At 71.8% G+C, this 25345-nt stretch carries 20 protein-coding genes and 1 pseudogene; 7 read left to right on the plus strand and 14 right to left on the minus strand.

The window, feature by feature from the left end; all coding sequences use genetic code 11:
* Positions 1–131 precede the first annotated feature (131 nt).
* Positions 132–1367 carry an exo-beta-N-acetylmuramidase NamZ domain-containing protein gene (locus HDC93_RS10500; RefSeq protein WP_185009456.1) on the plus strand — a complete coding sequence of 412 codons (1236 nt, stop codon included), beginning with the start codon at positions 132–134 and terminating at the stop codon, positions 1365–1367.
* A gap of 91 nt (positions 1368–1458) precedes the next feature.
* Positions 1459–2775 (plus strand): serine-threonine protein kinase, encoded by a 1317-nt coding sequence (locus tag HDC93_RS10505; RefSeq protein WP_185009458.1) that lies wholly within the window; start codon positions 1459–1461, stop codon positions 2773–2775.
* Positions 2776–3050: 275 nt separating this feature from the next.
* Here HDC93_RS10505 and HDC93_RS10510 read toward each other — a convergent pair whose 3' ends face one another.
* A complete protein-coding gene (locus HDC93_RS10510) occupies positions 3051–5849 on the minus strand; it encodes a penicillin acylase family protein (RefSeq protein ID WP_185009460.1) in 2799 nt (932 codons plus the stop codon).
* Positions 5850–6113: 264 nt separating this feature from the next.
* Between HDC93_RS10510 and HDC93_RS10515 the strand changes: the two genes are divergently transcribed.
* Positions 6114–6716, plus strand: coding sequence for a hypothetical protein (locus tag HDC93_RS10515; RefSeq protein WP_185009462.1), 603 nt, complete (start codon positions 6114–6116; stop codon positions 6714–6716).
* A gap of 74 nt (positions 6717–6790) precedes the next feature.
* Positions 6791–7558, plus strand: coding sequence for a 3-keto-5-aminohexanoate cleavage protein (locus HDC93_RS10520; RefSeq protein ID WP_185009662.1), 768 nt, complete (start codon positions 6791–6793; stop codon positions 7556–7558).
* Here the strand turns inward: HDC93_RS10520 and soxR are convergent.
* A complete protein-coding gene (gene soxR, locus HDC93_RS10525; RefSeq protein ID WP_185009464.1) occupies positions 7515–7982 on the minus strand; it encodes a redox-sensitive transcriptional activator SoxR in 468 nt (155 codons plus the stop codon). The genes HDC93_RS10520 and soxR overlap by 44 nt on opposite strands.
* A gap of 109 nt (positions 7983–8091) precedes the next feature.
* Here soxR and HDC93_RS10530 point away from each other — a divergent pair, with 109 nt between their 5' ends.
* On the plus strand, positions 8092–8553 hold the full coding sequence (locus tag HDC93_RS10530; RefSeq protein WP_185009466.1) for a MaoC family dehydratase: 462 nt from the start codon (positions 8092–8094) through the stop codon (positions 8551–8553).
* An 18-nt stretch (positions 8554–8571) separates the two neighbouring features.
* On the opposite strand, the gene HDC93_RS10535 is transcribed toward HDC93_RS10530, so the two are convergent.
* From HDC93_RS10535 to HDC93_RS10545, 3 genes are all read right to left on the minus strand, one after another.
* Entirely contained in the window at positions 8572–9207 is a 636-nt protein-coding gene (locus HDC93_RS10535; RefSeq protein ID WP_185009468.1) for a TetR/AcrR family transcriptional regulator, read from the minus strand.
* 70 nt (positions 9208–9277) lie between these two features.
* Positions 9278–9529, minus strand: a complete 252-nt coding sequence (locus tag HDC93_RS10540; RefSeq protein WP_185009469.1) for a YiaA/YiaB family inner membrane protein — start codon at positions 9527–9529, stop codon at positions 9278–9280.
* A gap of 60 nt (positions 9530–9589) precedes the next feature.
* A complete protein-coding gene (locus tag HDC93_RS10545; protein ID WP_185009471.1) occupies positions 9590–10741 on the minus strand; it encodes an acyl-CoA dehydrogenase family protein in 1152 nt (383 codons plus the stop codon).
* Positions 10742–10817: 76 nt separating this feature from the next.
* Here HDC93_RS10545 and HDC93_RS10550 point away from each other — a divergent pair, with 76 nt between their 5' ends.
* Together HDC93_RS10550 and HDC93_RS10555 are read left to right on the plus strand one after the other, a co-directional pair.
* On the plus strand, positions 10818–11459 hold the full coding sequence (locus HDC93_RS10550) for a TetR/AcrR family transcriptional regulator (RefSeq protein ID WP_175431634.1): 642 nt from the start codon (positions 10818–10820) through the stop codon (positions 11457–11459).
* A 58-nt stretch (positions 11460–11517) separates the two neighbouring features.
* Positions 11518–12016: pseudogene (locus HDC93_RS10555) on the plus strand (DMT family transporter); the annotation flags it as partial.
* Here the strand turns inward: HDC93_RS10555 and HDC93_RS10560 are convergent.
* From HDC93_RS10560 to HDC93_RS10605, 9 genes are all read right to left on the minus strand, one after another.
* Positions 12005–13444: an MFS transporter gene (locus tag HDC93_RS10560; protein WP_185009473.1), complete on the minus strand. Its 1440-nt coding sequence runs from the start codon at positions 13442–13444 to the stop codon at positions 12005–12007. The pseudogene HDC93_RS10555 and the gene HDC93_RS10560 overlap by 12 nt on opposite strands.
* A 358-nt stretch (positions 13445–13802) precedes the next feature.
* Entirely contained in the window at positions 13803–14885 is a 1083-nt protein-coding gene (locus tag HDC93_RS10565; protein ID WP_185009475.1) for a Zn-dependent alcohol dehydrogenase, read from the minus strand.
* A 19-nt stretch (positions 14886–14904) separates the two neighbouring features.
* Positions 14905–16293 carry an aldehyde dehydrogenase family protein gene (locus HDC93_RS10570; RefSeq protein ID WP_185009477.1) on the minus strand — a complete coding sequence of 463 codons (1389 nt, stop codon included), beginning with the start codon at positions 16291–16293 and terminating at the stop codon, positions 14905–14907.
* Between the two features lie 121 nt (positions 16294–16414).
* Entirely contained in the window at positions 16415–17752 is a 1338-nt protein-coding gene (locus HDC93_RS10575; protein ID WP_185009479.1) for an ABC transporter ATP-binding protein, read from the minus strand.
* A 650-nt stretch (positions 17753–18402) separates the two neighbouring features.
* A complete protein-coding gene (locus tag HDC93_RS10585; RefSeq protein ID WP_311774529.1) occupies positions 18403–19677 on the minus strand; it encodes an MFS transporter in 1275 nt (424 codons plus the stop codon).
* A 187-nt stretch (positions 19678–19864) separates the two neighbouring features.
* Positions 19865–21307, minus strand: a complete 1443-nt coding sequence (locus HDC93_RS10590; RefSeq protein WP_185009481.1) for a CitMHS family transporter — start codon at positions 21305–21307, stop codon at positions 19865–19867.
* 135 nt (positions 21308–21442) lie between these two features.
* Entirely contained in the window at positions 21443–23725 is a 2283-nt protein-coding gene (locus HDC93_RS10595; RefSeq protein WP_185009483.1) for a molybdopterin oxidoreductase family protein, read from the minus strand.
* Positions 23726–24024: 299 nt separating this feature from the next.
* The gene (locus HDC93_RS10600; RefSeq protein ID WP_185009485.1) at positions 24025–24642 is read right to left on the minus strand and encodes a TetR/AcrR family transcriptional regulator; all 618 of its coding nucleotides are present in this window, start codon (positions 24640–24642) and stop codon (positions 24025–24027) included.
* Positions 24639–25235 (minus strand): hypothetical protein, encoded by a 597-nt coding sequence (locus HDC93_RS10605; protein ID WP_185009487.1) that lies wholly within the window; start codon positions 25233–25235, stop codon positions 24639–24641. Before HDC93_RS10605 ends, HDC93_RS10600 begins: the two co-directional genes overlap by 4 nt.
* Between the last annotated feature and the right edge of the window lie 110 nt (positions 25236–25345).

Consider the following 25345-nt stretch of genomic DNA (forward strand, 5'->3'; position numbering starts at 1 on the left):
CGCGGGGCTGTACCCATATGCGGCTCCGCCGCGTGGGCGCGACAGGCCACAGGCGGCCCGCGGCCTCCCCACGGCCCGCGGAAGCGCATACCGTGCCCATGCCGGCCGTCCCCGCTCAAGGAGGTCACCCTATGCGCCCTTCCAGACGAGCTGTCATCACCACCGCCACGGCGGCAGCCGTATCGGCCACGTCCACCGCGTCCGCCGCCCAGCGCCGCAGGCGACTGCGCACCGGCTTCGAACGACTCGCCCAGGACGGCTACTCCCTGCTCGACGGCCAGAAGGTCGGCATCGTCACCAACCCCACCGGCATCACCCGCGACGCCCGCCACATCGTCGACGTCATGCACGCCGACACCCGCGTCGGCCTCACCGCCGTCTTCGGCCCGGAGCACGGCTTCCGTGGCACCGCCCAGGCCGGCGGCTCCGAGGGCCGTCACGACGACCCGGCGACCGGCCTGCCCGTCTACGACACGTACCTCAAGAGCGGCCGGGCGCTCGCGGACATCTTCACCGCGTCCGGTGTGGACACCGTCGTCTTCGACATCCAGGACGTCGGCGCCCGCTTCTACACGTACATCTGGACGCTGTACGACTGCATGGAGGCCGCCCAGCTCGCCGGCAAGCGGTTCGTCGTGCTGGACCGGCCGAACCCGGTGACCGGCCGCGCGGCCCTCGGCCCGGTCCTGCACAAGGAGTTCGCCACGTTCGTCGGGCGGCAGCCCGTCTCCCAGGCACACGGGATGACCGTCGCCGAGCTGGCGCGGCTGTTCAACGAGGAGTTCCTGACCGAGGCCGTGACCCTGGAGACCGTGACGATGTCCGGCTGGAGGCGCTCGGACTTCTACGACGCCTCCGGGCTGCCCTGGGTGCCGCCGAGCCCGAACATGCCGACTCCGGAGACGGCCCTGGTGTACTCGGGGACGTGTCTGTTCGAGGGCACGAACCTGTCGGAGGGGCGGGGCACGACCCGGCCGTTCGAGCTGCTGGGCGCGGAGGGCGTCGACCGGCGCTGGGCGGCCGCGGCGAACGAACTCGCCCTGCCCGGGGTCCGGTTCAGGGAGGCCTACTTCGCGCCCACCTTCTCGAAGTTCCAGGGGAAGACGATCGGCGGTGTACAGGTCCATGTGCACGACCGGGCCGCCTTCGATCCGGTCCGCACGGGGATCGCCCTGCTCGTCACCGCCAAGCAGGTATGGAGCGGTTTCGCCTGGCGCCCGGACAACTGGATCGACAAGCTCACCGGCTCCACCCGCGTGCGGACGATGATCGACGCGGGCGCCGACACCGACGATGTGGTGGCGGGGTGGCAGGGGGATCTGGCGGCGTTCCGCAGGACGCGGCGGACGTACCTGCTCTACCGCTGAGGCGAATGCGCCCGTGACGTATGGCCAAGCTCCCCCGTTGGCAGGACGATACGCCACATCGTGGCGTCACCCGGGGACCAGGGGGCCTGTCATGCCGGATCCGGCGATGAGTGTGACTCCCTACTGGGAGCTGACCTTCGACGCGGACGGGGACCCCGGGGGCCGCGGGCGCGACCGGCTGCTCGCCGGGGTGACCGAGCGGGGTGTGCGCGATCTGATCGTCTTCGCGCACGGCTGGAACACCGACCGCTCGGGCGCGAACCGCCTCTACGACCGCTTCTTCGCGCCCGTGCCGCGGCTGGCCCCGGCGGCCCGGGTCGGATACGTCGGGGTGCTGTGGCCGGCGATGCGGTTCTCCGACGAGCCGATCCCGGACTTCCCGCGGGCCGTGGCGGCCGAGCCGGCGAGGCGTCCGGTGCTGGACAAGGACACCCGGCACGCGCTGCTGGAGACGTTTCCGGGCCGGGCGATCCTGGTCGGCCAGATCGCCCGGCTGCTGGAGCAGCAGCCGCCGGAGGAGGCCGAACTGGAGGAGTTCGGGCGGCTGGTGCGGACCCTGGTGGAGGTGGTGGCGCCCGGGCCGCAGGCACTGTTCACGGCGGACACGGTGGCGGAGGGCGTGCCGCAGAGTGAGCCGGAGATGTTCGCCGGGTCGTCGGCGGCGGCCTGCGAGGAGTTCGCGCGGGCACTGGCGGAGCTCGAAGCGTCCGGTTTGCGGGAGGGATTCAGGATCCCCAACCCCTGGGACGGTGCGCACGAGCTGCTGCGGCAGGCGACGTACCACGCGATGAAGCGGCGTGCGGGAACCGTCGGGGAGCGGGGCCTGGGCCGGGTCGTCGGGCAGCTCGCGAAGGCGGCTCCGAAGGTGCGGGTGCACCTGGTCGGGCACAGTTTCGGCGCGCGGCTGGTGTCGTTCGCCCTGCGGGGCCTGCCCGAGGGCGTGCGCACGGTGAAGTCGGTGACGCTGCTCCAAGGGGCCTTCTCGCACTACGCGTTCGCGGCCCGGCTGCCGCACGACGCCCGGGCCGGAGGGGTGCTCCAGGGGCAGCAGAACCGCGTCGACGGGCCCCTGGTGTGCTGCCACTCCCGGCACGACGCGGCCCTGGGGACGATGTACCCGCTGGCCTCGCGGATGGCGGGCGACAGCCGGTCGGTCACCGACCTGGACCTGAGGCGGGCCCTGGGCGCCAAGTGGGGCGCGATGGGCCACGACGGGGTGCAGGCGGTGCCGGGCACGCGTGCCTACACCCTCGCCGAGGCCCTGGAGGCGAGACTGCCCGCCTCGGGGTGCGTGAACGTCGACGCGGCCGCGGTGGTCCGACGCGGCGGGCCGCCGGCCGGTGCGCACAGCGACATCCTGCACGCGGAGCTGGCCCGGCTGGTGCTGGCGGCGGGCCGCGTGCGCTGACCCGCCGCCGGTTCACGCGTCACCGGGTGTGAGGTGGTCACCGGTGCGCGGTCGACACCGGTGCGCGGTCGACACCGGTGCGCGGTCGACACCGGTGCGCGGTCGACACCGGTGCGCGGACGACACCGGTGCGCGGACGACACCGGTGCGCGGACGACACCGGTGCGCGGACGACACCGGTGCGCGGACGACACCGGTGCGCGGTCGACACCGGTGCGCGGTCGTCACCGGTGCGCGGTCGTCACCGGTGCGCGGTCGTCACCGGTGCGTGGTCGTCACCGGTGTGAGGTGAACTCCACGACCTGCTGGTAGGTCGGCCGGTTCTGCCAGCTGATCTTGCCGTGCTTGATGCCGCCGAGGGTGCGGTGGTTGATCGAGTCGGCGCACCACTGGTCGCCCGCCGCGCACACGTCGTCGCCGGGGTAGACCTGGGCCGCGGTCTTCGCGGCCGCCTGCTTCAGGGTGCCGATGAGGGTGTCCCGGCAGGCGCCGAAGTTGCCGTCGCCGCAGTACGTGCGGGCCAGCGGCCCCTTCACCTGCTCACCGAGGACCGTGCGGATGTCCTTGTCGACATAGCTCCACCAGCCGTACTGGAAGGAGCTTCCCGCGTGGGAGCCGGTCGGGCCGTGCGCGGCCGAGGGGGACTCGTCGACGGGGAGGTTGGCAGTGACGGCCGTGTAGAGGTCGCTGCCGAGGCCCGGTTCGAACTCGGCCTTGACCAGGAGCGGCCACCAGGCGTCCAGGATGCGGATCGCGTCGGTGTCGGCGTACTTCTTCGAGCCGGCGGTGGTCTCCGTGCGCTTGCCGCCGGCGGCGACCCAGGCCTGGAGTTTGCCGACGGCGGCCGACGCGGCCGGGTCGGTGACGGGCGAGCTGGTGACGACCTTCAGGAGCCTGGGCAGGACGTCCTCGGCCCGCAGGTCCGCCAGTGCGGCGTCGGCCATGGCCTTCACCAGGGCGGCCCGGGTCACCCCGCCCTGCCGGACCAGCTTCTTCACCCGGTCCTCGAGGAGGTTGCCGCGGTGCACCGAACCGTTGCCCCAGGGCGCGGTCGTGTAGTCCCTGGCCTGCTTGTTGTTCCAGGAGACGTAGTAGTCCTGGTCGGTGGAGTGGGGGTGGGCGGAGGGCGGGGTGTAGTCGGCCGTGTTGGTCGCCGGATTCCAGCCGCGCCACTCGTAGGCCGGCCGCGCCCACACCGGGAACTCGGCGTCGACGCCGCTCGCGCGGACCGGGTTGTCGCCGCTGTTGTAGTACGCGGTGTGCTCGGAGTCGGCGTAGAACCAGTTGAAGGTGTAGTTGATGTGCTGGACGGCCTTCTGGAAGGTGTCCGGGCCCTTGACGTAGTCCGGGTCGTTCAGCATCTGGAAGCCGATGATGGAGTCTGCCTCGTGCAGGAAGGACGAGCGCAGGGTGGTGTAGACGACCTTCTTGCCGCCGACCGTCGCGCGGTACTCGACGGGGCCGTACTTCGTGCGCCAGACGCGCATGGTGTACGAGCCGGCCGCCGTGCCGTCGGCGACCGTGGGCTTCCAGGCGTTCTTCTGCTCGATCTTCTCCATCGGCGTGCAGGTGCCGCGGTACAGGTAGTGGTAGTCGTCCTGGCACAGCTCGACGGCAAAGGAGTCGATGATGTCCTGGCCGGAGGTCGTGGCGCTCCACGCGTAGTCCTGGCCACGGCCGAGTTCGACGTACATGCTCAGGCCCGCGAAGGAGGCGCCGCGGGCGCTGATGCCCGGGCCCTGGATCTCCTGGAGCAGGAGCAGCTGGGGGGCGAAGTAGCCGGTCTGCGGACCGAACACGGCGACGGGGTGGCCACTGGCGGTGTGTTCGCCGCTGACCACGAGGGCGTTGGACATGCCGCGCTTGGCGGACGACGTGGCGGTTTTCGCCGCTTGACCGGACGCGCCGGTCGCGGCGGCCGTCGCGGCGCTGCCGGTGCGGTCGTACACGAGCGGCTCCGGCTCCACCGAGCCGGCGTCGGGCAGCGCCGTGCCCTGCGGGTCGGCCGGCTTGGTGCCGTACGGGAAGCTGCCGTCCTGCTGGGTGAGGACGGCCTCCGGGTCGTTGCGCATCCGGAAGGACTCCCAGACCTTGGTGCCCTCGGTGACGCCGTACCTCTCCTGGGCGGCCAGGAGCGAGAGGGCGTTGTTCACCTCGCCGCCTCCGCCGGAGCCGAACAGCGCGCCGATGACGGAGGCCAGCGCGACCAGGTCGGTGATCTTGAAGTGCTCGATGGTTCCGGCGTTGGTGACTGAGTCCTTGTGCCCGGTGAGTACGTACTCACCGGGGAAGGTGCGCCCGCTGTCGGAGGCGTCGATGTAGGAGTTGATGCCGTCGAGGTAGGCCCTGGCGTCGGCGAGGGCCTGCTGTCCGCGTTCGCCGTTGGTGGCCACGGCGTTGTCGATCTGCGCCTGCAGATCGGCCTCGCTGTACGGGGCGTGCCGCCAGAACTGCTGTTCGAGGCCCTGGTTGGAGGGCGCACCGCCCGCGAAGGAGGTCAGCTGACCGCGCCCCACGTGCCGGAAGACGTCCATCAGCCACAGCCGGTCCTGGGCCGCCGCATAGCCGGCGCCGAACTCCGTGCCGTATCTGGTGGTACCGGTGATGTGCGGCACACCGGTCTTCTTGTCCCGGACGATCGTCACGTCACCGCGGCCGGCGGGTTTGACGCTGGAGGCGACCTGGTCGGCGGGCACCCCGAAGGACGCGTCGTTGAAGAAGTCGTTGATCTTGTCGCTGGTGAGGCCGGGGTGGCCCTTGGCCAGGTTGGCGTAAGGCCCGAGCTGGTCCTCGGCGTGCTCGGGCTGGATGCCGAAGGCCTGGTTGAGGAGGATCTGGGCGAGGGTGGCGTTGCCGTTCTGGCCGGGCGGGAGGATGTCCGAACACTGGTTGCCGCAGTGGTCGTTCGCCGCGGCCGTGACCTGTGCCGCAGCTGTTTCCGAGGCGGCAGCCGGGGCAAGCGGCGACAAGAGACCTGCGATCAGGGTGCATACCGATGCTGTCTTCAGGAACCCGGGGATTCCGCTGGGAGTTCTCATTCTGTCGAGAACGGTGCGTGGGGCACGCCGTGGCATGGGGGGCTCCTCCCGACGGGGGTGGGCCGGATGTTACCGCCGGTATCCCCCGGCTTGAAGATGAACGAGCGTCACTTTTTGAAGTCAGCACAACAGGCACACGGGCCACGGCAGTCGACTCGCGAGCCTCTTCGGGCCGCTTATGGAGGCCATTTGAAATCGGATGGAGCCGATTCGCTTGTCGATACGTCTATTCGGCGACGTCCGTACGACGACGCCGAAGTGACCGGATTACAGGTGCAGGTGTGACGGAGGTGCAGGACGATGGCGGGTTTCCGGAGTCTGGCGAGACAGGTCCGCGATCCGCGGTGCGATCTGGCCTTGCGGCGTTATTCGCTGCGCAAGTGCCTTGAGAGGTTCGCGCCTTACGGACACAGGGCGACCTGGGACCACCTCTGCTCCCGGGCGGGGTTCGGTCCCGAGGACCGCTCCCCCGATCCGGTGCGGCTCGTGGCCGCACTGGACGAACTGGAGGAGGCGCGGGCGGTCTGGCTGGCCTACGAGGTCGAGTTCGCCGAGCGCCGCAAGAAGGAGAAGCACGACGGGCTGCGCAGGCCGGGCAGTGTGGACGACTGGCACCGGCTGACCTGGGGCGGCTTCGGTGTGGCGTGGTGCGACGATCCGGCGGTCCATCCCCGTGAACCGCTGGCCGAGGTGCTGCGCCGGCTGATCGCAGCGCTGGAGCGCGAGCCGGGCTCGTACTGCCCGGTGTGCGACGGGCAGCAGCTGGTGTGGAGGTACGACCTGGACCACGAACCCTCGTCCGGTCCGGTCTGCACGGACTGCGGAATCCTGGTGCCGCGCCCCGTGCTCACGCCCGAGTCCCTGGCGTACGCCCGGCGGACGAGGCTGTTGGTGTCGGCTTGACGGAAGCGGGTGCGGGGGGGTGCGCCGGGGATGCCGCACCCCCACTGTCGGTGGCGACTGGCACCATCGACGGCATGATGCAGGTGTGCCTGAACGGTTCGCGGACGGCCGCTGACGGTGTGGCCGTGCCGCTGACACCCGAGTCGATCGCCGACTCGGCCGCCGAGGCCGTCGCCGCCGGGGCGACGGACATCCATGTCCATCCCAAAACGCCCTGCGGGCGGGACACGTTGTCGCCGCGGGTGCTCGCGCCGGTGCTGTCGGCGATCCGGGCGCGGGTAGCGGTGCCGGTGGGCGTGACCACGGGCGCGTGGGCGGAGCCCGGCCCCACCGCCCGGCTGGAGCGGATCCGCGACTGGACCGTGCTGCCCGACCACGCCTCGGTCAACTGGCACGAGCCGGGGGCGGAGGAGACGGCCGCGCTGCTCATGGAGCTCGGGGTGGGCGTGGAGGCCGGCATCTGGTCGGGCACGGACGGGGCCGAGCGGTTCGCGGTCTCACCGCTCGGGCCGAAGGTTGTGAGGGTCCTGGCAGAGGTGACGGACACGGACCCGTCGGCCGCCGCTTCCTCCGCGCGGGCGCTGCTGTCCGGCATCGGGACCGCGCACGGACGCCCGGTGCTGCTGCACGGCGAGGACGGGGGCGCCTGGCCGGTGCTGCGGCTCGCCGGCCGGCTGGGCCTGGCCACGCGGATCGGGCTGGAGGACGTCCTGGTCCGGCCGGACGGGCAGCGGGCGGGGTCGAACGCCGAACTGGTCGCGGCCGGGCTGGCGGAGTACGGGGCGAGCCGGGCGGGCGTTACCCGCGACCGCCCCGGTCGACCATCAGGCGGGAACCCGTGAGGCGTTCACCGAAGGCGTCGTCGGGGTTGGACAGGACGCAGGATTCGAGGGAGAGGCAGCCGCAGCCGATGCAGTCGGCGAGGTGATCCCGCAGCCGGTTCAGCTGATTGATGCGCTCTTCCAGTTCGGTCCGCCAGACTTCGGAGAGGTGCGCCCAGTCCTCCCGGGTGGGCGTGCGCTCCTCGGGGAGTTCCGCGAGCGCTTCGCGGATCGTCGCCAGCGGGATGCCGACCCGTTGCGCGGCCCGGATGAAGGCGACCCGGCGGAGCGTGTCACGCGCGTACCGGCGCTGGTTGCCCGAGGTCCGGCGACTGGCGATCAGGCCCTTGGACTCATAGAAGTGCAGGGCCGAGACGGCGGCGCCGCTGCGCGCCGCGAGCTGGCCGACCGTGAGCTCATGGATCTTCTCTGGAATCTGGGGCACCCCTCGAACCCTACCCAGTCCGTTGACACAGCCCCCACGGCCGACCATGCTAAGCAGTCGCTTAGAGATTGAGCGCGCAGACCCCCTGTACACGAGAGGCCTGGAAGACATGGCAGAGCCGAGGATCTTCACGTCCGTCGACGACCTGAAGTCGGCGGTGGGCGACCACCTGGGGTACACCGACTGGCTCGACATCGACCAGAAGCGGATCGACCTCTTCGCGGAGGCCACCGGCGACCACCAGTGGATCCACGTCGACCCGGAGAAGGCCGCCGCCGGCCCCTTCGGCACCACCATCGCGCACGGCTATCTGACCCTGTCGCTGCTGCCCCTCTTCGGGCCGCAGCTGATCGCGGTCGAGGGCGTGAAGATGGGCGTCAACTACGGCACGAACAAGGTGCGTTTCCCCGCCCCCGTCCCCGTCGACTCCCGGCTGCGGGCCACGGCGACGATCAGCGCCGTCGACGAGGTGCCGGGCGGCGTCCAGGTGGCCGTCGCCTTCAGCGTCGAGCGCGAGGGCGGCGACAAGCCGGTCTGTGTCGCCGAGTCCGTGGCGCGCTACTACCTCTGAGACCCGGGCTCCCGGACCTCAGGCCGTCGCACCCCGGGCCCCGACCATCCGCAGCACGAGGTCGGCGTACAACTCGCCGACCTGCTCCGGCGTCCGGGGCCCGTCGACGTTGAACCACCGCGCCACGTCGATGCAGAGGGACAGCACGGCCAGCGTCGTGCCGTGCACGTCGATGACCTCGAACTCGCCCGAGCGCGTGCCCTCCTCGATGATCCCGCGTACCTCGCCGTCGACCTGGCGACGGAGCGCGAGGATCTCGGCGCGGGCGTCGGGCCCGAGCGACTCGAGTTCGTACTGCACGACCCGCGCGGTGGTGCGCCCGCCCGCGTGCCAGCGCACGAAGGAGCTCACCGCGTCGGCGAGCCGCTCGGTGGGGCTGCCCTCGCGCCGGGACGCCGTCCGCAGGATCTCCAGGGCCTTCTCGTGCCCGATCCTGCTGATGCGGTGCAGCAGATCTTCCTTGGTCTTGTAGTGGATGTAGAGCGCCGCCGGGCTCATCCCGGCGCGGCCCGCGATGTCGCGGGTCGTCGTGGCGTGGTAGCCACGCTCGGCGAAGGCCTCCACCGCGGCGACCAGCAGCCGCCGCGCCGCGTCGGGCGTGACCTCGCCCCACGCCTGCGCCTCGCCGCCGGCCGTCTCCTCCGCCGTACTCATCGCTCGCCCCTCTCCACTGGCAGGAGCAACACCATACCGCCGACGGTGAGCGAGCGCTTAGTGCGGCCGCTCAGCGCTTCTCGTAGGGGGCGTACGAGGGGGCCGCCCCTGCGCTCTCCTGCCGGTCCCGGATCACCTTGGACAGGGTGAAGGCCGAGGTGACCAGGTACAGGACGGCGATGGCGAGGAAGGCCCGCACCCAGGCGTCGGCGCTCAGCTGGTAGATGCCGATGGCGGTGGCCGCCATGGCGACGGCGAAGGAGGCGACGGCCTGGCCGTAGAAGGCGGCCGTGTTCTGCTGCTTGCCCGGTGTGTCACTCATGGGGGAAAGCATCGGCGGACGTGGCCCGCGCCACATCCGCCGAAATACTCAGGCGCGTACTCAGAACGCCGAGACCCCCGTCAGCGCCCGCCCGATGACCAGCTTCTGGATCTGGCTCGTGCCCTCGTAGAGGGTCATCACGCGGGCGTCCCGCAGCAGCTTGCCCGCCGGATACTCGTCGATGTAGCCGTAGCCGCCGAAGACCTGGAGCGCGTTGTTCGCGGCGCGGACGGCGGCCTCCGAGGCGAACAGCTTGGCCTTGGACGACTCCACGGCGAACGACCGCCCCCGGTCGATCAGGTCGGCGACCCGCCAGGTGAGCAGGCGGGCGGCGTCGACGTCGAGGGCGATGTCGGCGAGCAGCTCCTGGACGAGCTGGTGGTGGGCGATGGTCCTGCCGAACTGCTCGCGCTCCCCCGCGTACCGCACGGCCACGTCCAGGGCGGCCTGGGCTATGCCCACGCAGCCCGCCGCGACCGACATCCGGCCCTTGGCGAGGGCCGACATGGCGATCGAGAAGCCCTTGCCCTCCTCCCCCAGCAGGGCGGAGGCCGGTACGCGCACGTCCTGAAAAACGAGTTCGGCGGTGGCCTGGCCGCGCAGCCCGAGCTTGCCGTGGATGGTGCGGCGGGTCAGGCCGGGCGTGTCGGTGGGGACGAGGAAGGCGGAGACGCCCTTGTGGCCGGGGGCCTCCGTGGAGCGGGCGAAGAGCAGGACGACGTCGGCCCAGGTGCCGTTGGTGATGAACGTCTTGGTGCCGCTCAGGACGTAGTCGTCGCCGTCCCGTACCGCCCGGGTCGCGAGACTGCCCGCGTCCGAGCCCGTGCCCGGCTCGGTCAGGCCGAAGCAGCCGACCGACGCGCCGGACGTCAGGCCGGGCAGCCAGCGGCGCTTCTGCTCCTCGCTGCCATGGGCGGCGACGGTCTTGGCGACCAGCCCGAGGGAGACCGAGACGACGCCGCGCACCGACGAGTCGCCCCGGCCCAGCTCCTCCGTGACCAGGCAGTACGCGAGGTGGTCGCCGCCGGAGCCGCCGTACTCCTCGTCGATCGTCAGGCCCAGGAAGCCCACCTCGCCGAGCTTCTTCACGATCGCCCGGTCGACCTCCTCGGCACGGTCCCACGCGACGACGTGCGGGGTGATCTCGCGCTCCACGAAGTCCCGCGCGAGCTGCCGGACCGCGCTCTGCTCCTCGCTGAGCTCCAGATTCACCACAGGTCACCCCATTGAAAGCCGTACATTTAAATTAGCACTGCTAGTTTTGCTGTGCAGCCCTACTATGTGCGCCATGGCCCGACCGCGCAAGCCCTTGCTCAGCACCGACCGGATCGTCGAGACGGCCCGCGCGCTCGTGGACGCGGAGGGTCTGGCCGCCGTCTCCACGCGGCGGCTCGCCGCCGAACTGGGCGTCAGCGGGCCCTCGCTGTACAACCACTTCCGCACCAAGGACGAGATCCTGGAGGCGGTCGCCGACTCCGTGAGCGGCCAGGTGGACCTGTCGATGTTCCAGGACGGCCGGGACTGGCGGACCGCGCTGCACGACTGGGCCGTCTCCTACCGGGCCGCCCTGCGCGACCACCCGAACATCGTGCCGGTGCTGGCCCGCGGCCCCGGCCGCCGCCCGGCCGGGCTGCGCCTCGCGGACGCCGTCTACGGCGCGATGGTCGCCGCGGGCTGGCCGCCGGCGCAGGCCACGTCCATCGGCGCGCTGATGCGGTACTTCGTGATGGGCTCCGCGCTCGGATCCTTCGCCGGGGGTTTCGTGGACGACGCGAGCGCCTACGACCCCGCCGACTACCCCCATCTCCAGCAGGCCCATCTCCTCGCCGAGCAGCAGGAGAAGATCGACGAGCGCGCCTTCGAGACCGGGCTGACGGCCCTGCTGGACGGGCTGGCGCAGCAGTACGAGCAGGTGCGGCGCACGGCGTAGGCCACGCCCTGGACACTTCGGCGGTGGCCGAACCGTCCGTGTTCCATGCTGGGGGCAGCTGGCGGCGATCGCGTACGCCGGTGGTGTCGTGGCGCAGAAGCCGGCGCTGGGCACGGCGAGCCCGCTGCAGGTGACGACGTTCGGCTGCCTGGTCGGCGCGGTGCTGTGCCTGCCGTTCACGGGGCAGCTCGTTCCAGGAGGCCGCGTCGGCGCCCGCCTCGGCGACGCTCAACATGGTCTACCTGGGCGTCTTCCCGACCGCGCTGGCCTTCACGACGTGGGCGTACGCCCTGTCCCGCACGACCGCGAGCAAGATGGGCGCGACGACGTACGCGGCGCCCGCGCTGGTCGTCCTGATGTCGTGGCTTTTCCTCGGCGAGGTGCCGGGGGTGCTCACGCTGGTGGGCGGTGTGCTGTGCCTGGCCGGTGTGGCGGTGTCCCGGTCGAGGTCGCGGGCGGCGGCGCGGGCCGTGGCTCCGGGAGCGGTTCCGGAGCCACGGCCCGAGGAGGCCGAGAGGGCCGAGGAGGCCAAGGAGGCCGAGGACTCAGCCCGCTGACTCGGCCTTCGTCTCCGTCTCGGCCTTCACCTCCGGCTCCGACTTCATCTCCGTCTCGGCGCTCGTCTCCGTCCCGGCGTCCGACCCCGACTCGGCGTCCGTCGACGCCTCCGCCGCGCGCGCCCGGTCCGCGAGGATCTTGATCGACACCAGGGCGATCACCGAGAGCGCGACGATGTACCCGGACACCGCCATCGACGTGCCCGTCGCCTCCAGCAGCAGCACCATCATGAAGGGGGCGAGCCCGCCGCCCGCCACGGCCGCGATCTGATAGCCGAGGGAGGCGCCGGTGTAGCGCATCTCGGGCGTGAACAGCTCGGCGAACAGGGCGGCCTGGGGGCCGTACATGATGCTCAGGAAGCAGCTGGCGACGAACGTGCCGACCGCGAGCCACAGCAGGGAACCCGTGTCGATCAGCAGGAAGAGCGGTACGGCCCACAGGGCGATGCCGGCCGCGCCGAGGGCGTAGATCCGGATGCGGCCGACGCGGTCGGAGAGCGCCGCGGCTGCCGGGATCAGTACGAGCTGGGTGAGGCTGACGCAGAGCGAGACGGTGAGCACCGCGCTCTTCTTCATGTCCAGCTCGCGGGTCGTGTAGTCGAGGACGCCGGTGATGAGGATGTAGAAGGTGGCGGTGTTCACCGCGAAGGAGCCGCCGGCCAGGAACACGGTGCCGAGGTGGCCGCGCAGGATCGTGCGCAGCGGCGAGCTCTGCTCGGCCTCCTCCTGCTCGGCGAGCGCCCGCTCGGCCTCGCGGAACGCCGGGGTCTCCTCGACGCGCGTGTGGATGTACCAGGCGAGGGCGAGGACCAGCAGCCCGACCAGGAACGGCACGCGCCAGCCCCAGGCCGCGAACGCCGAGTCGGTGGTGAGGGCTCCGGCCAGCAGGAAGACGGTGTTGGCGGTGACCACGCCGATGGGGACGCCGAGCTGGACGACACTGCCGTAGACACCGCGTTTGCCCTCCGGGGCGTACTCGGTGGCCAGCAGCATCGCGCCGCCCCACTGCGCGCCGACGGCGACGCCCTGCGCGACCCGGAGCAGGACGAGCAGGATCGGGGCGGCCACGCCGATCGTGTCGTAGGTCGGCAGCAGGCCGATGGCCGTGGTGGACACGCCCATGAGGGTGAGCGCGAGGACGAGCATCGGCTTGCGGCCGCGCTTGTCGCCGAGGTGGCCGGCGACGATGCCGCCGACGGGGCGGGCGAGGAAGCCGACGGCGAAGGTCGCGAACGAGGCGAGGACGCCTGCCGTGGCGCTGCCGGCGGGGAAGTAGAGGTCGCCGAGCACGAGGGCGGCGGCGATGCCGAAGACGAAGTAGTCGTACCACTCGACGGCCGAGGCGAGCGCCGCCGCGGTGGCCACCCGGCGGCGGTTGCCGACGGCGGGCGTGGTCGTGACGGGCTGAGCGGAAGGTGCCGTGTCCATGCGGTGCACGCTCCGGGGGGTGCGGGGGACGGAACGGGGGGTGGCTCGAGTTCCGGGGAACGTACTGACCGGACGGTATGCCCGTCAACGGGTCGCACACCAGGAGTTTTGCCTGTACTCGGCATCGACCGCGGGCCCGGACATGCCGAAGACCCCGGCCTCGCGAGGAGGCCGGGGTACGCCGGAGCCGGGACTAGTGCCGCGGCAGGCAACGTTCGCCCCGTCGCGACGCCCGGCACGCACTCTCGCCGCACCGGGCACAAACCCAAGTACATCCAGTACGAGGGCATGCACCCGGCACGCCGAGAGCACGCACCGGACGCCGCTCCTTGACGGGCAAACGTTGCCTGCCGCGGCACTAGAAGACGACCAGGGCCCGGCCGCCCTTGCCCGCGAGCATGTTCTCGAAGGCCGCCGGAATGCCGTCCAGGGAGATGCGCTCGGTCACCAGCGCGCTCAGGTCGAGGCGGCCCGCCCGGATGTGCTCGGCCAGGACAGGGAGGTCCTGAGCCGGGTCGGAGTTGCCGTAGACGCAGCCGGAGAGGGTGCGGCCCCAGTGGAAGATCTCCAGGGCGTTGAAGGTGACCTGCTGGTCCTTGCCGCCGATGCCGACGACCGTGGTGCGGCCGCCGCGGCGGGTCGAGTCCCAGGCCGCGCGGATGCTGACCGCGCGTCCGGCGCACTCCACGGCGACGTCGACGCCCTGCTTGCCGGTGAGGCCGCGGATCTCGCGGGCGGTGGTGTCGGAGGCGACGACGTAGTCGGTGGCGCCGGCCGCCCGGGCCAGCTCCTCCTTCTCGGCGGACACGTCCACCGCGACGATCTTCGAGGCACCCGCGATCCGGGCGGCCTGGAGGGTGGCGAGACCCACTCCCCCGACGCCGAACACCGCGACCGTCTCGCCGGCCCGGACCCGGGCCGAGTGGTGGACGGCGCCGTAACCGGTGAGGACGGCGCAGCCGAGGAGGGCCGCGTCGGTCAGCGGGACGCCGTCCGGGACCGGCAGGGCGCAGGACGCGGAGACGACCGTCTCCTCGGCGAACGCGGCGACGTTCAGGCCGGGGTGGAGGTCGGTGCCCTCGGTGGTGCGGGCGTAGACGTCGGCGGCGCCGCTGAGGGCGTTGGCGCACAGCCACACCTCTCCGAGCGAGCAGGCGTGGCAGGCGCCGCAGGACGGGGCCCAGTTGAGGACGACCCCATCGCCGGGCGAGACGTGGCCGACGCCCTCGCCGACGGCGACGACCGTGCCGGCGCCTTCGTGGCCGAGGACGGCGGGGACGGGCACGCGCATGGTGCCGTCGGACAGGGACAGGTCGGAGTGGCAGACCCCGGCGGCGGCGAGCCGGACGCGGACCTGGCCGGGTCCGGGGTCGGGCAGGTCGATGCCGGTGATCTCCAGCGGGGAGCCGATGGCGGGCAGGACGGCGGCGCGGACAGCCATGACGGAAGGGACTCCCTGACTAGAACTGGAGGGACTTGGTCTGGAGGTACTCGGCCAGGCCGTGCACGCCGAGTTCGCGGCCCACGCCGGACTGCTTGTAGCCGCCGAAGGGCGCGAGGGGGTTGAAGCGGCCGCCGTTGATGTCGACCTGGCCGGTCTCCATCCGGCGCGCGAACGCCACCGCCTCCGCCTCGTCACCGGCCCAGACGGCGCCGGCCAGGCCGTACACCGTGCCGTTGGCGATGCGCAGGGCGTCCTCCTCGTCCTCGTACTTCAGGATCGACAGGACCGGGCCGAAGATCTCCTCCTGGGCGATGGTCATGTCCTCGGTGACGTCCGCGAAGACGGTCGGGGCGACGAACCAGCCCTGCTCGCGCGGGGCTTCGGGGCCGCCGGCGACCAGGCGGGCGCCCTCCGTGACACCCTTCTCGATGTAGCCGCGCACCCGGTTCTGCTGCTTGGCGTTGACGACCGGGCCGATCCGGTCGCCGTACTTGGCGGCGGCGGCAGCGGCGAGCTCGACGGCCTCGTCGTACCGGTCGCGGTGGACCAGCATCCGCGTCCAGGCGCTGCACGTCTGCCCGGAGTTGGACATGACGTTGGCGACCCCGACGTTGACCGCCTTGGCCAGGTCGGCGCTCGGGAGGATGACGTTGGCGGACTTGCCGCCCAGTTCGAGGGCGACCTTCTTGATCTGTCCGGCGGCGATCGCGGCGATCTGCCGTCCGACGGCGGTGGAGCCGGTGAAGGAGACCAGGTCGACGCCGGGGTGCTCGGCGAGGGCCTGTCCCGCGACCGGGCCGAGGCCGGTGACCAGGTTGAAGACGCCCGCCGGGAGCCCGGCCTCGTGCACGGCGTCGGCGAACAGCCGGGCGACCAGGGGGGTGTCCTCGGCGGGCTTCACCACGACCGTGCAGCCGGCCGCGAGGGCCGGGGCGACCTTGGCGACGATCTGGTGCAGCGGGTAGTTCCAGGGCGTGATCGCGGCCACGACACCGACCGGCTCGTGGTACACGACCGAGTTGCCGGTCTTCTCCTCGAAGGCGTACGTCGCCGCGAGCTCGGCGTAGGAGCCCGCCACCGCGATCGGCACGCCCGCGTGGACGGCCTGCGAGAACTTCAGCGGCGAGCCGAGCTCGGCCGTGACGGTCTCGGCGATCTCGTCCGCGCGGGTCACGAGCACGTCCCGCAGGGCGGCCAGGCGCGCCGCGCGCTGGGCGGGCGGGGTCGCGGCCCAGCCCGTCAGGGCGGCGCGGGCGGCCCGTACGGCGGCGTCGACGTCCTCGGCGGTGCCCGCCGGGACCGTGCCGATGACCTGCTCGTCGACCGGGTTCACGACCTCGATCACGTCCTGGCCGGCGGCGGGGCGCCAGGCGCCGTCGATGTACATGCCGTCATGTGCCTTCATCGCGCATCCTCCGGGGCGGGGCGTCGTCGTCCGACACATAAACTAGCGACGATAGTTTTCTGGCGCCAGACACCCCTGCTCATCACAGCACGCGGACGGCCGCGGCCGGATGTGCCGCTCCTCACTCCCCCAGGTCGGGCAGACGATCCGGGTGCGGGCAGATCCGGTCGCCGTGCTGGTCGAAGACGAAGAGGTGGGCGAGGTCCACGAGGAGCGGTACCTGCATGCCGTGACGGAGGGCCAGGTCCGGGGTGGTGCGGACGATGAGATCGCCGGGCAGGCGCGCTTCGGCGGTCGCGGGGACGGCGGCGGCCTCCGGGCGGTCCAGGGCGATCACGGGCCCGGCCCGCCCGGCCCCGGACCGCTCCCGGAGCCGCGTGAGGACCGAGCCGTCGCGGCGGCGCCGCCGGGCGGGTCGTCCGGGGCGGGGGCGCGGGGCCTCCAGTTCGGGGACGACGGCGGGGCTGGAGCCGGTGGCGAAGTGGACGAGGATCTCGTGCCCCTGGAACTCCACGTGCTCGACCAGGCCGGTGATCGGCACCTCGCCGGGGCGGGCCGCGCTGTGCTTGGCGATCCGGACGGCCTCGGAGCGCAGCCCGACGATGACCTCGCGGCCCTGCTGGACGCGCAGCAGTTGGTGGTCCAGGGAGAGCGGCTCGGGCAGGCGCAGGAACTGCTTGCCCAGGCTGATGGTCATCGCCCCGTCGAGCGGGGCACGCACCAGGCCGCGCAGCAGGTTGATGCGGGGGGTGCCGATGAACGCGGCGACGAAGACGTTGCTGGGCAGCGCGTAGACCACGCGGGGGCTGTCGACCTGCTGGAGCACACCGCCGCGCAGTACGGCGACGCGGTCGCCGAGCGACATGGCCTCGGCCTGGTCGTGGGTGACGTAGATCGTGGTGACGCCCAGCTCCTGGGTGAGCCGGGAGATCTCGGCCCGCAGATGGGTGCGGAGCTTGGCGTCGAGGTTGGACAGCGGCTCGTCCATCAGGAACGCGGAGGGGTGGCGGGCGATGGCCCGGCCCATGGCGACCCGCTGGCGTTCGCCGCCGGAGAGCTGGCCGGGCAGCCGGTCGAGGAGGTCCTCGATGCCCAGCATGCGGGCGGTGGCGTCGACACGCGGGCGGGGGTCCGCGCCCGGATCCTCGATGCGCAGCGGGAACCCGATGTTCGCGCGGCTGGTCATGTTCGGGTACAGGGCGAAGTTCTGGAAGACCATCGCCATGTCCCGGCCGGACGGCGGCAGGTCGTTGGCGTACTCGCCGTCGAGCAGCAGTCGGCCCTCGTCGATCTCCTCCAGCCCGGCGATCATTCTGAGCACGGTGGACTTGCCGCAGCCGGACGGGCCGAGCAGCACGAGGAACTCGCCGGGTGTGATGTCCAGCGACAGCCGGTCCACCACGCGGGCGCCCCGCGTGTAGGACTTGCTCACGTCGTGCAGGGAGATGGCGCGTGTCATGAGGTGCCCCCGAGGGGTCATCAGGGCGCTGGTGCTCCGCGGTCGGAAGCCCCGTGCGGGCCGTACGGGGCTGTGGGTCACGGAAGTTAACGGATTGTGCGCGGCCTGGGGAAGAGACCGGACACGATCGGGGGCTTCGGTCCATCTGGTGAGAAGGCCGACGGTCCGGTCAGGCCGCCGGCCGGGAGCGGTCCGGGTCAGCGGATGCCGGTGAGGTGGGCGAAGACGACCACGTTCCCGGAGTAGCCCTTCCTGCGGTCGTGGCTGCCGCCGCAGGTGATCAGGCGCAGCTCCGGACGGCCCCGGGCGCCGTACACCTCCTGGCTGGGGAAGTGCGCCTGCCTTCTCGTACGACCTGTGCGCCGGTGCGGGGCCCGGCGGGGGCGTGGGGGTCGACCGGCCGAGCAGCGGTGCCGGTGCCCGAGGGGCGCGGCGGGGTGGCCTCACCTGCGCCGGAGGCCCCGGGCAGGGCAGCAGCGCCTGCACCGGACACCCCGGGCAGGGCAGCCGTCCCCGTGCCGGAGCCCGCCGGGTGGGCGGCGGCGGTGAAGTCCGGTGGAGGGGCGTGACCGTGCCGCCGGGTTCTTCGCCCCGGTCCCAGGAGACTCCGACCACCACCGGCAGCGAAACGGCCACCACGATCGTCCGCGTCAGCCGATAGGCACGCCTCGTGCCTCGGGAACCTCGCCGCCCTCCTCCTCCGAAGCGTCGGGCCCGTCCGGCTCATCAGGGTCGCCCGTCTCCTCTGGTTCCTCCGGCTCCCTCGGCGACCGCACCGCGACCCCGGACGACAGCAGCAACAACACGCCCAGCATCACGAACGGCGCCGCCACACCCGCGACTTTGGCGATCACTCCCGCCGCGGCGGGCGCGGCGGCCTGGCCCAGCCGGTTGCCGGTCAGGCGCAGGGCCAGAGCCGTGGAGCGGGCGTCATCGGGGGCGGCCTGGACGACCGTCGTCATGGACAGCGGCTGACCGACCCCCAGGCAGAAGCCCAGCGCGACCAGCAGCAGGCCGAGCGCCCACACCGGCACCGGCAGGGCGATGCCCGCGCAGAGAAGGGCCGCGAGCAGACAGGTGAGCGTCAGCAGCAGGGTTCGGCCGAGCAGCCGCAGCAGGGGCGTGAGCACCATACGGCAGGCGATCGTCGCCGCGGCGCGCAGACTGAGCAGGACGCCGATCACGGACGGCGCGATGCCACGGTGTTCGCCGACCACCGGCAGGTAGGCGGTCAGGATGTCCGTCGCCGACAGCACGGCGAGGCTGATGAAGATGCCCGCCGGCACCCCCCGGGTGCGCAGGATGCCCCCGACCGGGATCCGGTCGCCCTTGTCCGGGCGGGACGCGGACGCCGTACGGCGGTGCTCGATGCGCCACAGCGAGGTGAACGCGACCGCCGCCGTCGCACCCGCCACGATCAGGGCGAGCGCGCTGCTGCCGGCCATGTCGTCGCCGCCGATGAGCGCGCCCGCGACGACCGGGCCGACCAGCTGGCCGAGGGCGGCGCCGATGGTGAAGTGGCCGAAGTTGCGGTCCTGTTCGTGCGGCGCGGACTGGCGGGCGACCAGGGACTGGGAGCCGATGACGAAGCACAGGTGCCCGAGGCCCATCACCCCGCTCCACAGGGCCATCGTCCACAGGGAGCCGGCGACGCCGCTGAGGGCGCAGCCGCCGGATATGAGCACCACGCCGACCGGCAGCAGGGGTGCGCAGCGGCCGTGGTCGGTGCGACGGCCCAGGGGCACGGCGGCGAACAGGGGCAGCAGCGCGTAGACACCGGCGATCACACCGATCGCGCGCTCGTCCGCGCCCAGTGCGAGGGCCCGGTAGGAGACGGCGGGCCGGGCCATCGACACCGCCCCCTGCGCGAAGCTGAAGGCGATGACGAGGCGGAGCAGCCAGCCGCGGTTCCCACCGGGCCTCACGATGACGTCCTCCACGGGGTGGCTAGTGCCGCGGCAGGCAACGTTTGCCCGTCAAGGAGCGGCGTCCGGTGCGTGCTCTCGGCGTGCCGGGTGCATGCCCTCGTACTGGATGTACTTGGGTTTGTGCCCGGTGCGGCGAGAGTGCGTGCCGGGCGTCGCGACGGGGCGAACGTTGCCTGCCGAGGCACTAGATGATCCCGAACAGCATGCCCGCGCCGAGGATGACCAGGCAGGTGAGGGCGGCCCACTTCACGACGAACTTGGTGTGGTCGCCGAACTCCACCTTGGCCATGCCGACCAGGACGTAGACGGCCGGGACGAGCGGGCTGGACATGTGCAGCGGCTGGCCGACCAGCGAGGCGCGGGCCATCTCCAGCGGGGTGACACCGTGCGCGGCGCCGGCCTCGGCGAGGACGGGCAGGACACCGAAGTAGAAGCCGTCGTTCGACATGAAGTACGTGAGCGGCAGGCTCAAAAGGCCGGTGACGAGGGCCATGTGCGGGCCCATGCTGCCGGGGATGACGTCCACCATCCACTTGGCCATGTGGTCGACCATGCCGGTGCCCTGGAGGACGCCGGTGAAGACGGCGGCGGCGAAGACCATGCCGGAGACGTTCAGGACGTTGTCGGCGTGGGCGGCCAGGCGGGCCCTCTGAGCGGGGATGTGCGGGAAGTTCACGGAGAGGGCGAGCGCGGCGCCGATCAGGAACAGCACCGGGATCGGCAGCCACTCCATGATCATGGCGGTGAGCAGGGAGACCGTGAGGAGCGCGTTGAACCAGTAGAGCTTGGGGCGCAGGGTTTCCCGGTTCGGGTCGAGGCCCTGGAAGCCGTCGTCGTCAGCGGAGTCCGCGGAGTCCCCGGCGCCCTCGGGAACGTCGGTGCCGGAGCCCGTGCCACCCGTACCGGCCGCGGCGCCCTTGCGCATCGAGACCTTGCCGTCGCCGGAGCCACCGGAACCGACGAGGACCGTCTCGGTCTCCTTCTCCTCCTCCAGCACGTCGTCCAGCGTCAGCACGCCCAGCCGCCGGCGTTCGCGCACACCGAGGACGTAGGAGAGGACGAAGACGAAGAGCAGGCCCACCAGGAGCGCCGGGATCATCGGGACGAAGATGTCGCTGGCGTCGAGCTTCAGCGCGGTCGCGGCGCGGGCGGTCGGGCCGCCCCACGGAAGGGTGTTCATCACGCCGTTGGCCATGGCGGCGACACCGGTCATCACGACCAGGCTCATCTTCAGGCGCTTGTACAGCGGGTACATCGCCGAGACGGTGATCATGAAGGTCGTCGAGCCGTCGCCGTCCAGCGACACGATCGCGGCGAGCACGGCGGTGCCGACGACGATCCGCATCGGGTCGGCTTTGCAGAATTTGAGAATGCCGCGGACGATCGGGTCGAAGAGACCGACATCGATCATCACGCCGAAGTAGACGATCGCGAACATGAGCATCGCCGCGGTGGGGGCGAGGTCGGTCACGCCGTCGAGGACGTAGTCGCCGAGGTGGGCGCCCTTGCCGACGAACACGCAGAACAGCGCGGGAATCAGCACGAGCGCCGCGATCGGCGACATCTTCTTCATCATGATCAGGACCAGGAAGGTCGCGATCATGGCGAAGCCGAGGATGGTCAGCATGAGTGGATACCTAACGTTCGCCCTTGAACATCCCACCAGGGCCGGCGGTGTCCGAGACGTTAGGTGCGTTCAAGCAGCGTTAACAAGACGTTGACGTGCGAGCAATAAGCGCAAAACTGCTGGTCACAGCTTTGCTCAGGTCAGAGCGGTGAGCTTTTCGGTCACTGCGGGGGATTCCGGCGCGGCTCCGGGGGTCACCTCGACGGGCACGCCGTTGAGGACCGCGTTGCCCGACAGCGGGTCGAGCAGACGGCCGTCGAGGAGCTGGTTGACGTTGACGCCGGGGTCGGTGGAGGCGTGGCTGAGGCGGGTGCCGGGACGGTCGTGGCCCCAGCCGTGCGGCATGCTCACCACACCCCGGCGGACCGCGTCGGTGACCTCGGCCGTCACCGTCACCTCTCCCCCGGCGCCCTTCACCCGTACCGGCTCCGCGTTCTGCACGCCCAGCCGCTCGGCGTCCTCGGGGTGGATGTGCAGGGTGCAGCGGTTCGAACCGCCGGTGAGGGCGGGCACGTTGTGCATCCAGCTGTTGTTGGAGCGCAGATGACGGCGGCCGACCAGGACCAGTCCCTCGGGGCGTTCTGCGAGGGCCGCGCGCAGGCGGGGCAGGTCGTCCGCGATCGGGCCGGGCAGCAGCTCCACCCGGCCGCTGCGGGTCTTCAGGGGCTGCGGCAGGCGGGGTTCGAGCGGGCCGAGGTCGATGCCGTGCGGGTGCGCGAGCAGCTTCTCCAGACTGAGCCCGTCCGGTCGTACGCCGAAGCCGTCGCCGTAGGGGCCGAGGCGCAGCATCAGGTCGAGCCGGCGCTCGGGGCCGGTGTCGCCGGTGAGCCGGCCGGCGAGCTCGCGCGGGTCGCCGCCGTGGACCGGCGAGTGCGGCTCCTTCACCGCCTTGCCGAGGGTCTGGTCGATGACCATGTGGTCGACGGCCGCCGGGTCGGCTCCGCTCGAGCAGGGGAGACCCCAATCGGTGACGGCCAGGATCAGCCGGGCCAGGATCTCCGTCTCCGCCATGCGGCCGGGTTCCAGGGGGATCGCGGGGCGGGTGTAGCGGACCTGGTTGCGTACGGCGAGGGTGTTGAAGGCGAAGTCGTGGTGCGGGCTCTGGGAGGGCGGGGGCGGGGGCAGGACCACGTCGGCGTGGCGCGAGGTCTCGTTGAGGTACGGGTCGACGCTGACCATGAAGCCGAGCGAGTCGAGGGCCCTGTCGAGGCGGTCGCCGTCGGGCGCGGACAGCACGGGGTTGGCGGCGACGGCGATCAGCGCGCGCACCGGCTCGCCCTCCTCGGTGGCGGTGTCGATCTCCTCCGCGAGGGCGGAGAGGGGCAGTTCGCCCTTCACCTCGGGGTGCCGGCTCACCCGGGAGTGCCAGCGCCCGAGGGCGAAGCCGCGGCCGGGTCCGGCGGGGCGCGGGGTCTTGTCGGTGGCGGCCTGCGGGAAGAGCGCGCCGCCGGGCCGGTCGAGGTTGCCGGTGAGGATGTTCAGGACGTCGACGAGCCAGCTGGTCAGGGTGCCGTGCGGGACGGTGCAGCTGCCGATGCGGCCGTAGACGGCGGCGGTGGGGGCGGCGGCCAGCTCGCGGGCGAGGGTGCGGATGACACCGGCCTCGACGTCACAGGCCTCCGCGACCGCCTCGGGCGTGAACTCCTTCAGCTCTCCGGCGAGTTCCTCGATGCCCTGGACGTGCGGGGTCGGGTCGACGAGGCCCTCTTCGTAGAGCACCTGGGCCATCGCCGCCAGCAGCAGCGCGTCGGTGCCGGGCCGGACGGCGATGTGCCGGTCGGCGAGCTTCGCGGTGCGGGTGCGCCGCGGGTCGATCACGACAAGGGTGCCGCCGCGGGCCTTGAGGGCCTTCAGCTTGCCGGGGAAGTCGGGAGCGGTGCACAGACTGCCGTTGGACTCCAGCGGGTTGGCGCCGATCAGGAGCAGGTGGTCGGTGCGGTCGAGGTCGGGCACCGGGATGGCGTTGGCGTCACCGAAGAGGAGGCCGCTGGAGACATGCTTGGGCATCTGGTCGACCGTGGAGGCGGTGAAGATGCTGCGGGTGCCGAGCCCGGCGAGCAGGACGGTCGGGTAGAGGGCACCGGCCATGGTGTGCACGTTGGGGTTGCCGAGGACGACCCCGACGGAGTTCGGGCCGTGCCGCTCCACGACGGGCCGGATGCCGGCGGCGACCGCGTCGAAAGCCTCTTCCCAGGTGGCCTCGCGCAGCTCGCCGTCCCGTCGTACGAGCGGGGTGCGCAGCCGGTCGGGGTCGGAGTCGACGGCCCCGAAGGAGGCGCCCTTGGGGCAGATGAACCCCTGGCTGAACACGTCGTCGCGGTCACCGCGGGCGTGGGTGACACGCGTTCCCTCGATGGTGAGGGTCAGGCCGCAGGTGGCCTCGCACAGAGGGCAGATACGCAGGGCGGTGCGGGACACGAGTCCTCCCGGGGCGGCGGCTACGGTGACGCGCTGACGCACCCGAGCATACCGACCGGTATGCACGAGGGGGAGGCCCTCGCGGGATTCGATCGGTCGGACAGTGGAGACCCTCGGAGGATTCAGCCGGCCGGACAGAGGAGACCCTCAGAGGATTCACGTCAGTCGAGCAACGGAGACCCTCGGAGGATTCAGCCGGCCGGACAGAGGAGACCCTCGGAGGATTCACGTCAGTCGAGCAACGGAAACCCTCGGAGGATTCGGCCGGCCGGACAGTGGAGACCCTCGGAGGATTCACGTCAGTCGAGCACCCAGGCCAGATAGGCCCGCAGCATCTCCCGGGCCTCGTCGATGATCCGCTCGTCCCCCTCCGGCGCGACCCGGAACGCCAGGTGCACGAGGGTGTCGGCGGTCTCGACGGCGACGAGGAAGACACGGCGCAGATCCTCGTCGGGCTCGCGGTCGAGGTATCCGGAGAGCAGCCCGGCGAGGCGGTCGGCGACGCGGTGGTTGGGTTCGGCGCGGGCGCCGACCGGGACCTGGTTGCCGAAGTCGACGAGGGAGAAGCCGGGCGCGGTGCGCTTCATCTCCAGGTACTCGTCGAGCACGACGTCCATGGCCGTGCGCCAGCCACCGTTCTCACCGGTCTGCCCCAGGCGCTCGGTGACGCGCACGGTGTACCGCTCCAGGTTGCGCTGCGCCAGCGCGTCGGCCATCTGGCGCTTGTTGCCGAAGAAGCGGTAGACCGAACCGATCGGGACCGAGGCCCGCTGGGCTACGGCACGGGTGCTCAGGGCGTCGTAGCCGACCTCGTCGAGGAGATCGGCGCAGGCGTCGAGGATCCGGGTCAGTCGTTCGGCACTGCGCCGCTGCACGGGCGCACGACGGAGCGATGTCGCGGGGGGCACGGGCTTCATGATGCCCCTACGGCGCGGTCGGGTGAACCTCGCCCCCCGGTGTCCGTGCCCTGCGTCCTGGCCTTGCGCCGGGAGGCCGCGTCCGGCGAGATGCCCGGGCCGGGCTCCGAGGAGGTGATGTCGGCCGTGCTCTCCACGGGCTTGCCGTCCACCGCCCACACGGTGCCGTCGTCGGCGTAGAGGCGGGCCGTGACGTGGTGGGTGCCGCGCGGCACGAGGCGGGTGTCCAGGCGGTAGGCGCAGGCACGCAGCCGGGCGACGGGGCGGCCGTCGACAAAGAGGCGCGCGAGACCCCGTCCGGCCACCGCGCGGGCCGCCGCACCGGTCGGGGAGAAGCGGAAGTTCCGCACGCTCAGGCGCACGTCCCAGCCGCCGGCGGCGTCGGGCTGCACCTCGATGCCGACGTCGGGGGCGTCCTCCTGCCCGACCTCGCGATAGGGCCGCCCCTCCTGGTCCCGGTCCTCCAGAATCTTGCCCACCGGTGTCGCCGACCCGGCACCCTCCCGGGCGTCGCCGGAGCCGCAGCCCGCGGATCCGGCCAGCAGGAGGACACAGACCGCGAGCGCAGCAAGGGGTCTCCGTGTCCACGTCATGTTCGGGAGCGTAGAACACACGTCCGGCCCGGCGGATCGTTCTCAAGTCGGGTTCAGGTCATCCGTCGAGAGGATGCCGCGCGCCCCTCTTGCGTCGGGGAAATCGCAAT

Origin of the sequence: Streptomyces sp. AK010, assembly GCF_014207295.1 — a bacterium.
Lineage (GTDB): Bacteria > Actinomycetota > Actinomycetes > Streptomycetales > Streptomycetaceae > Streptomyces > Streptomyces massasporeus.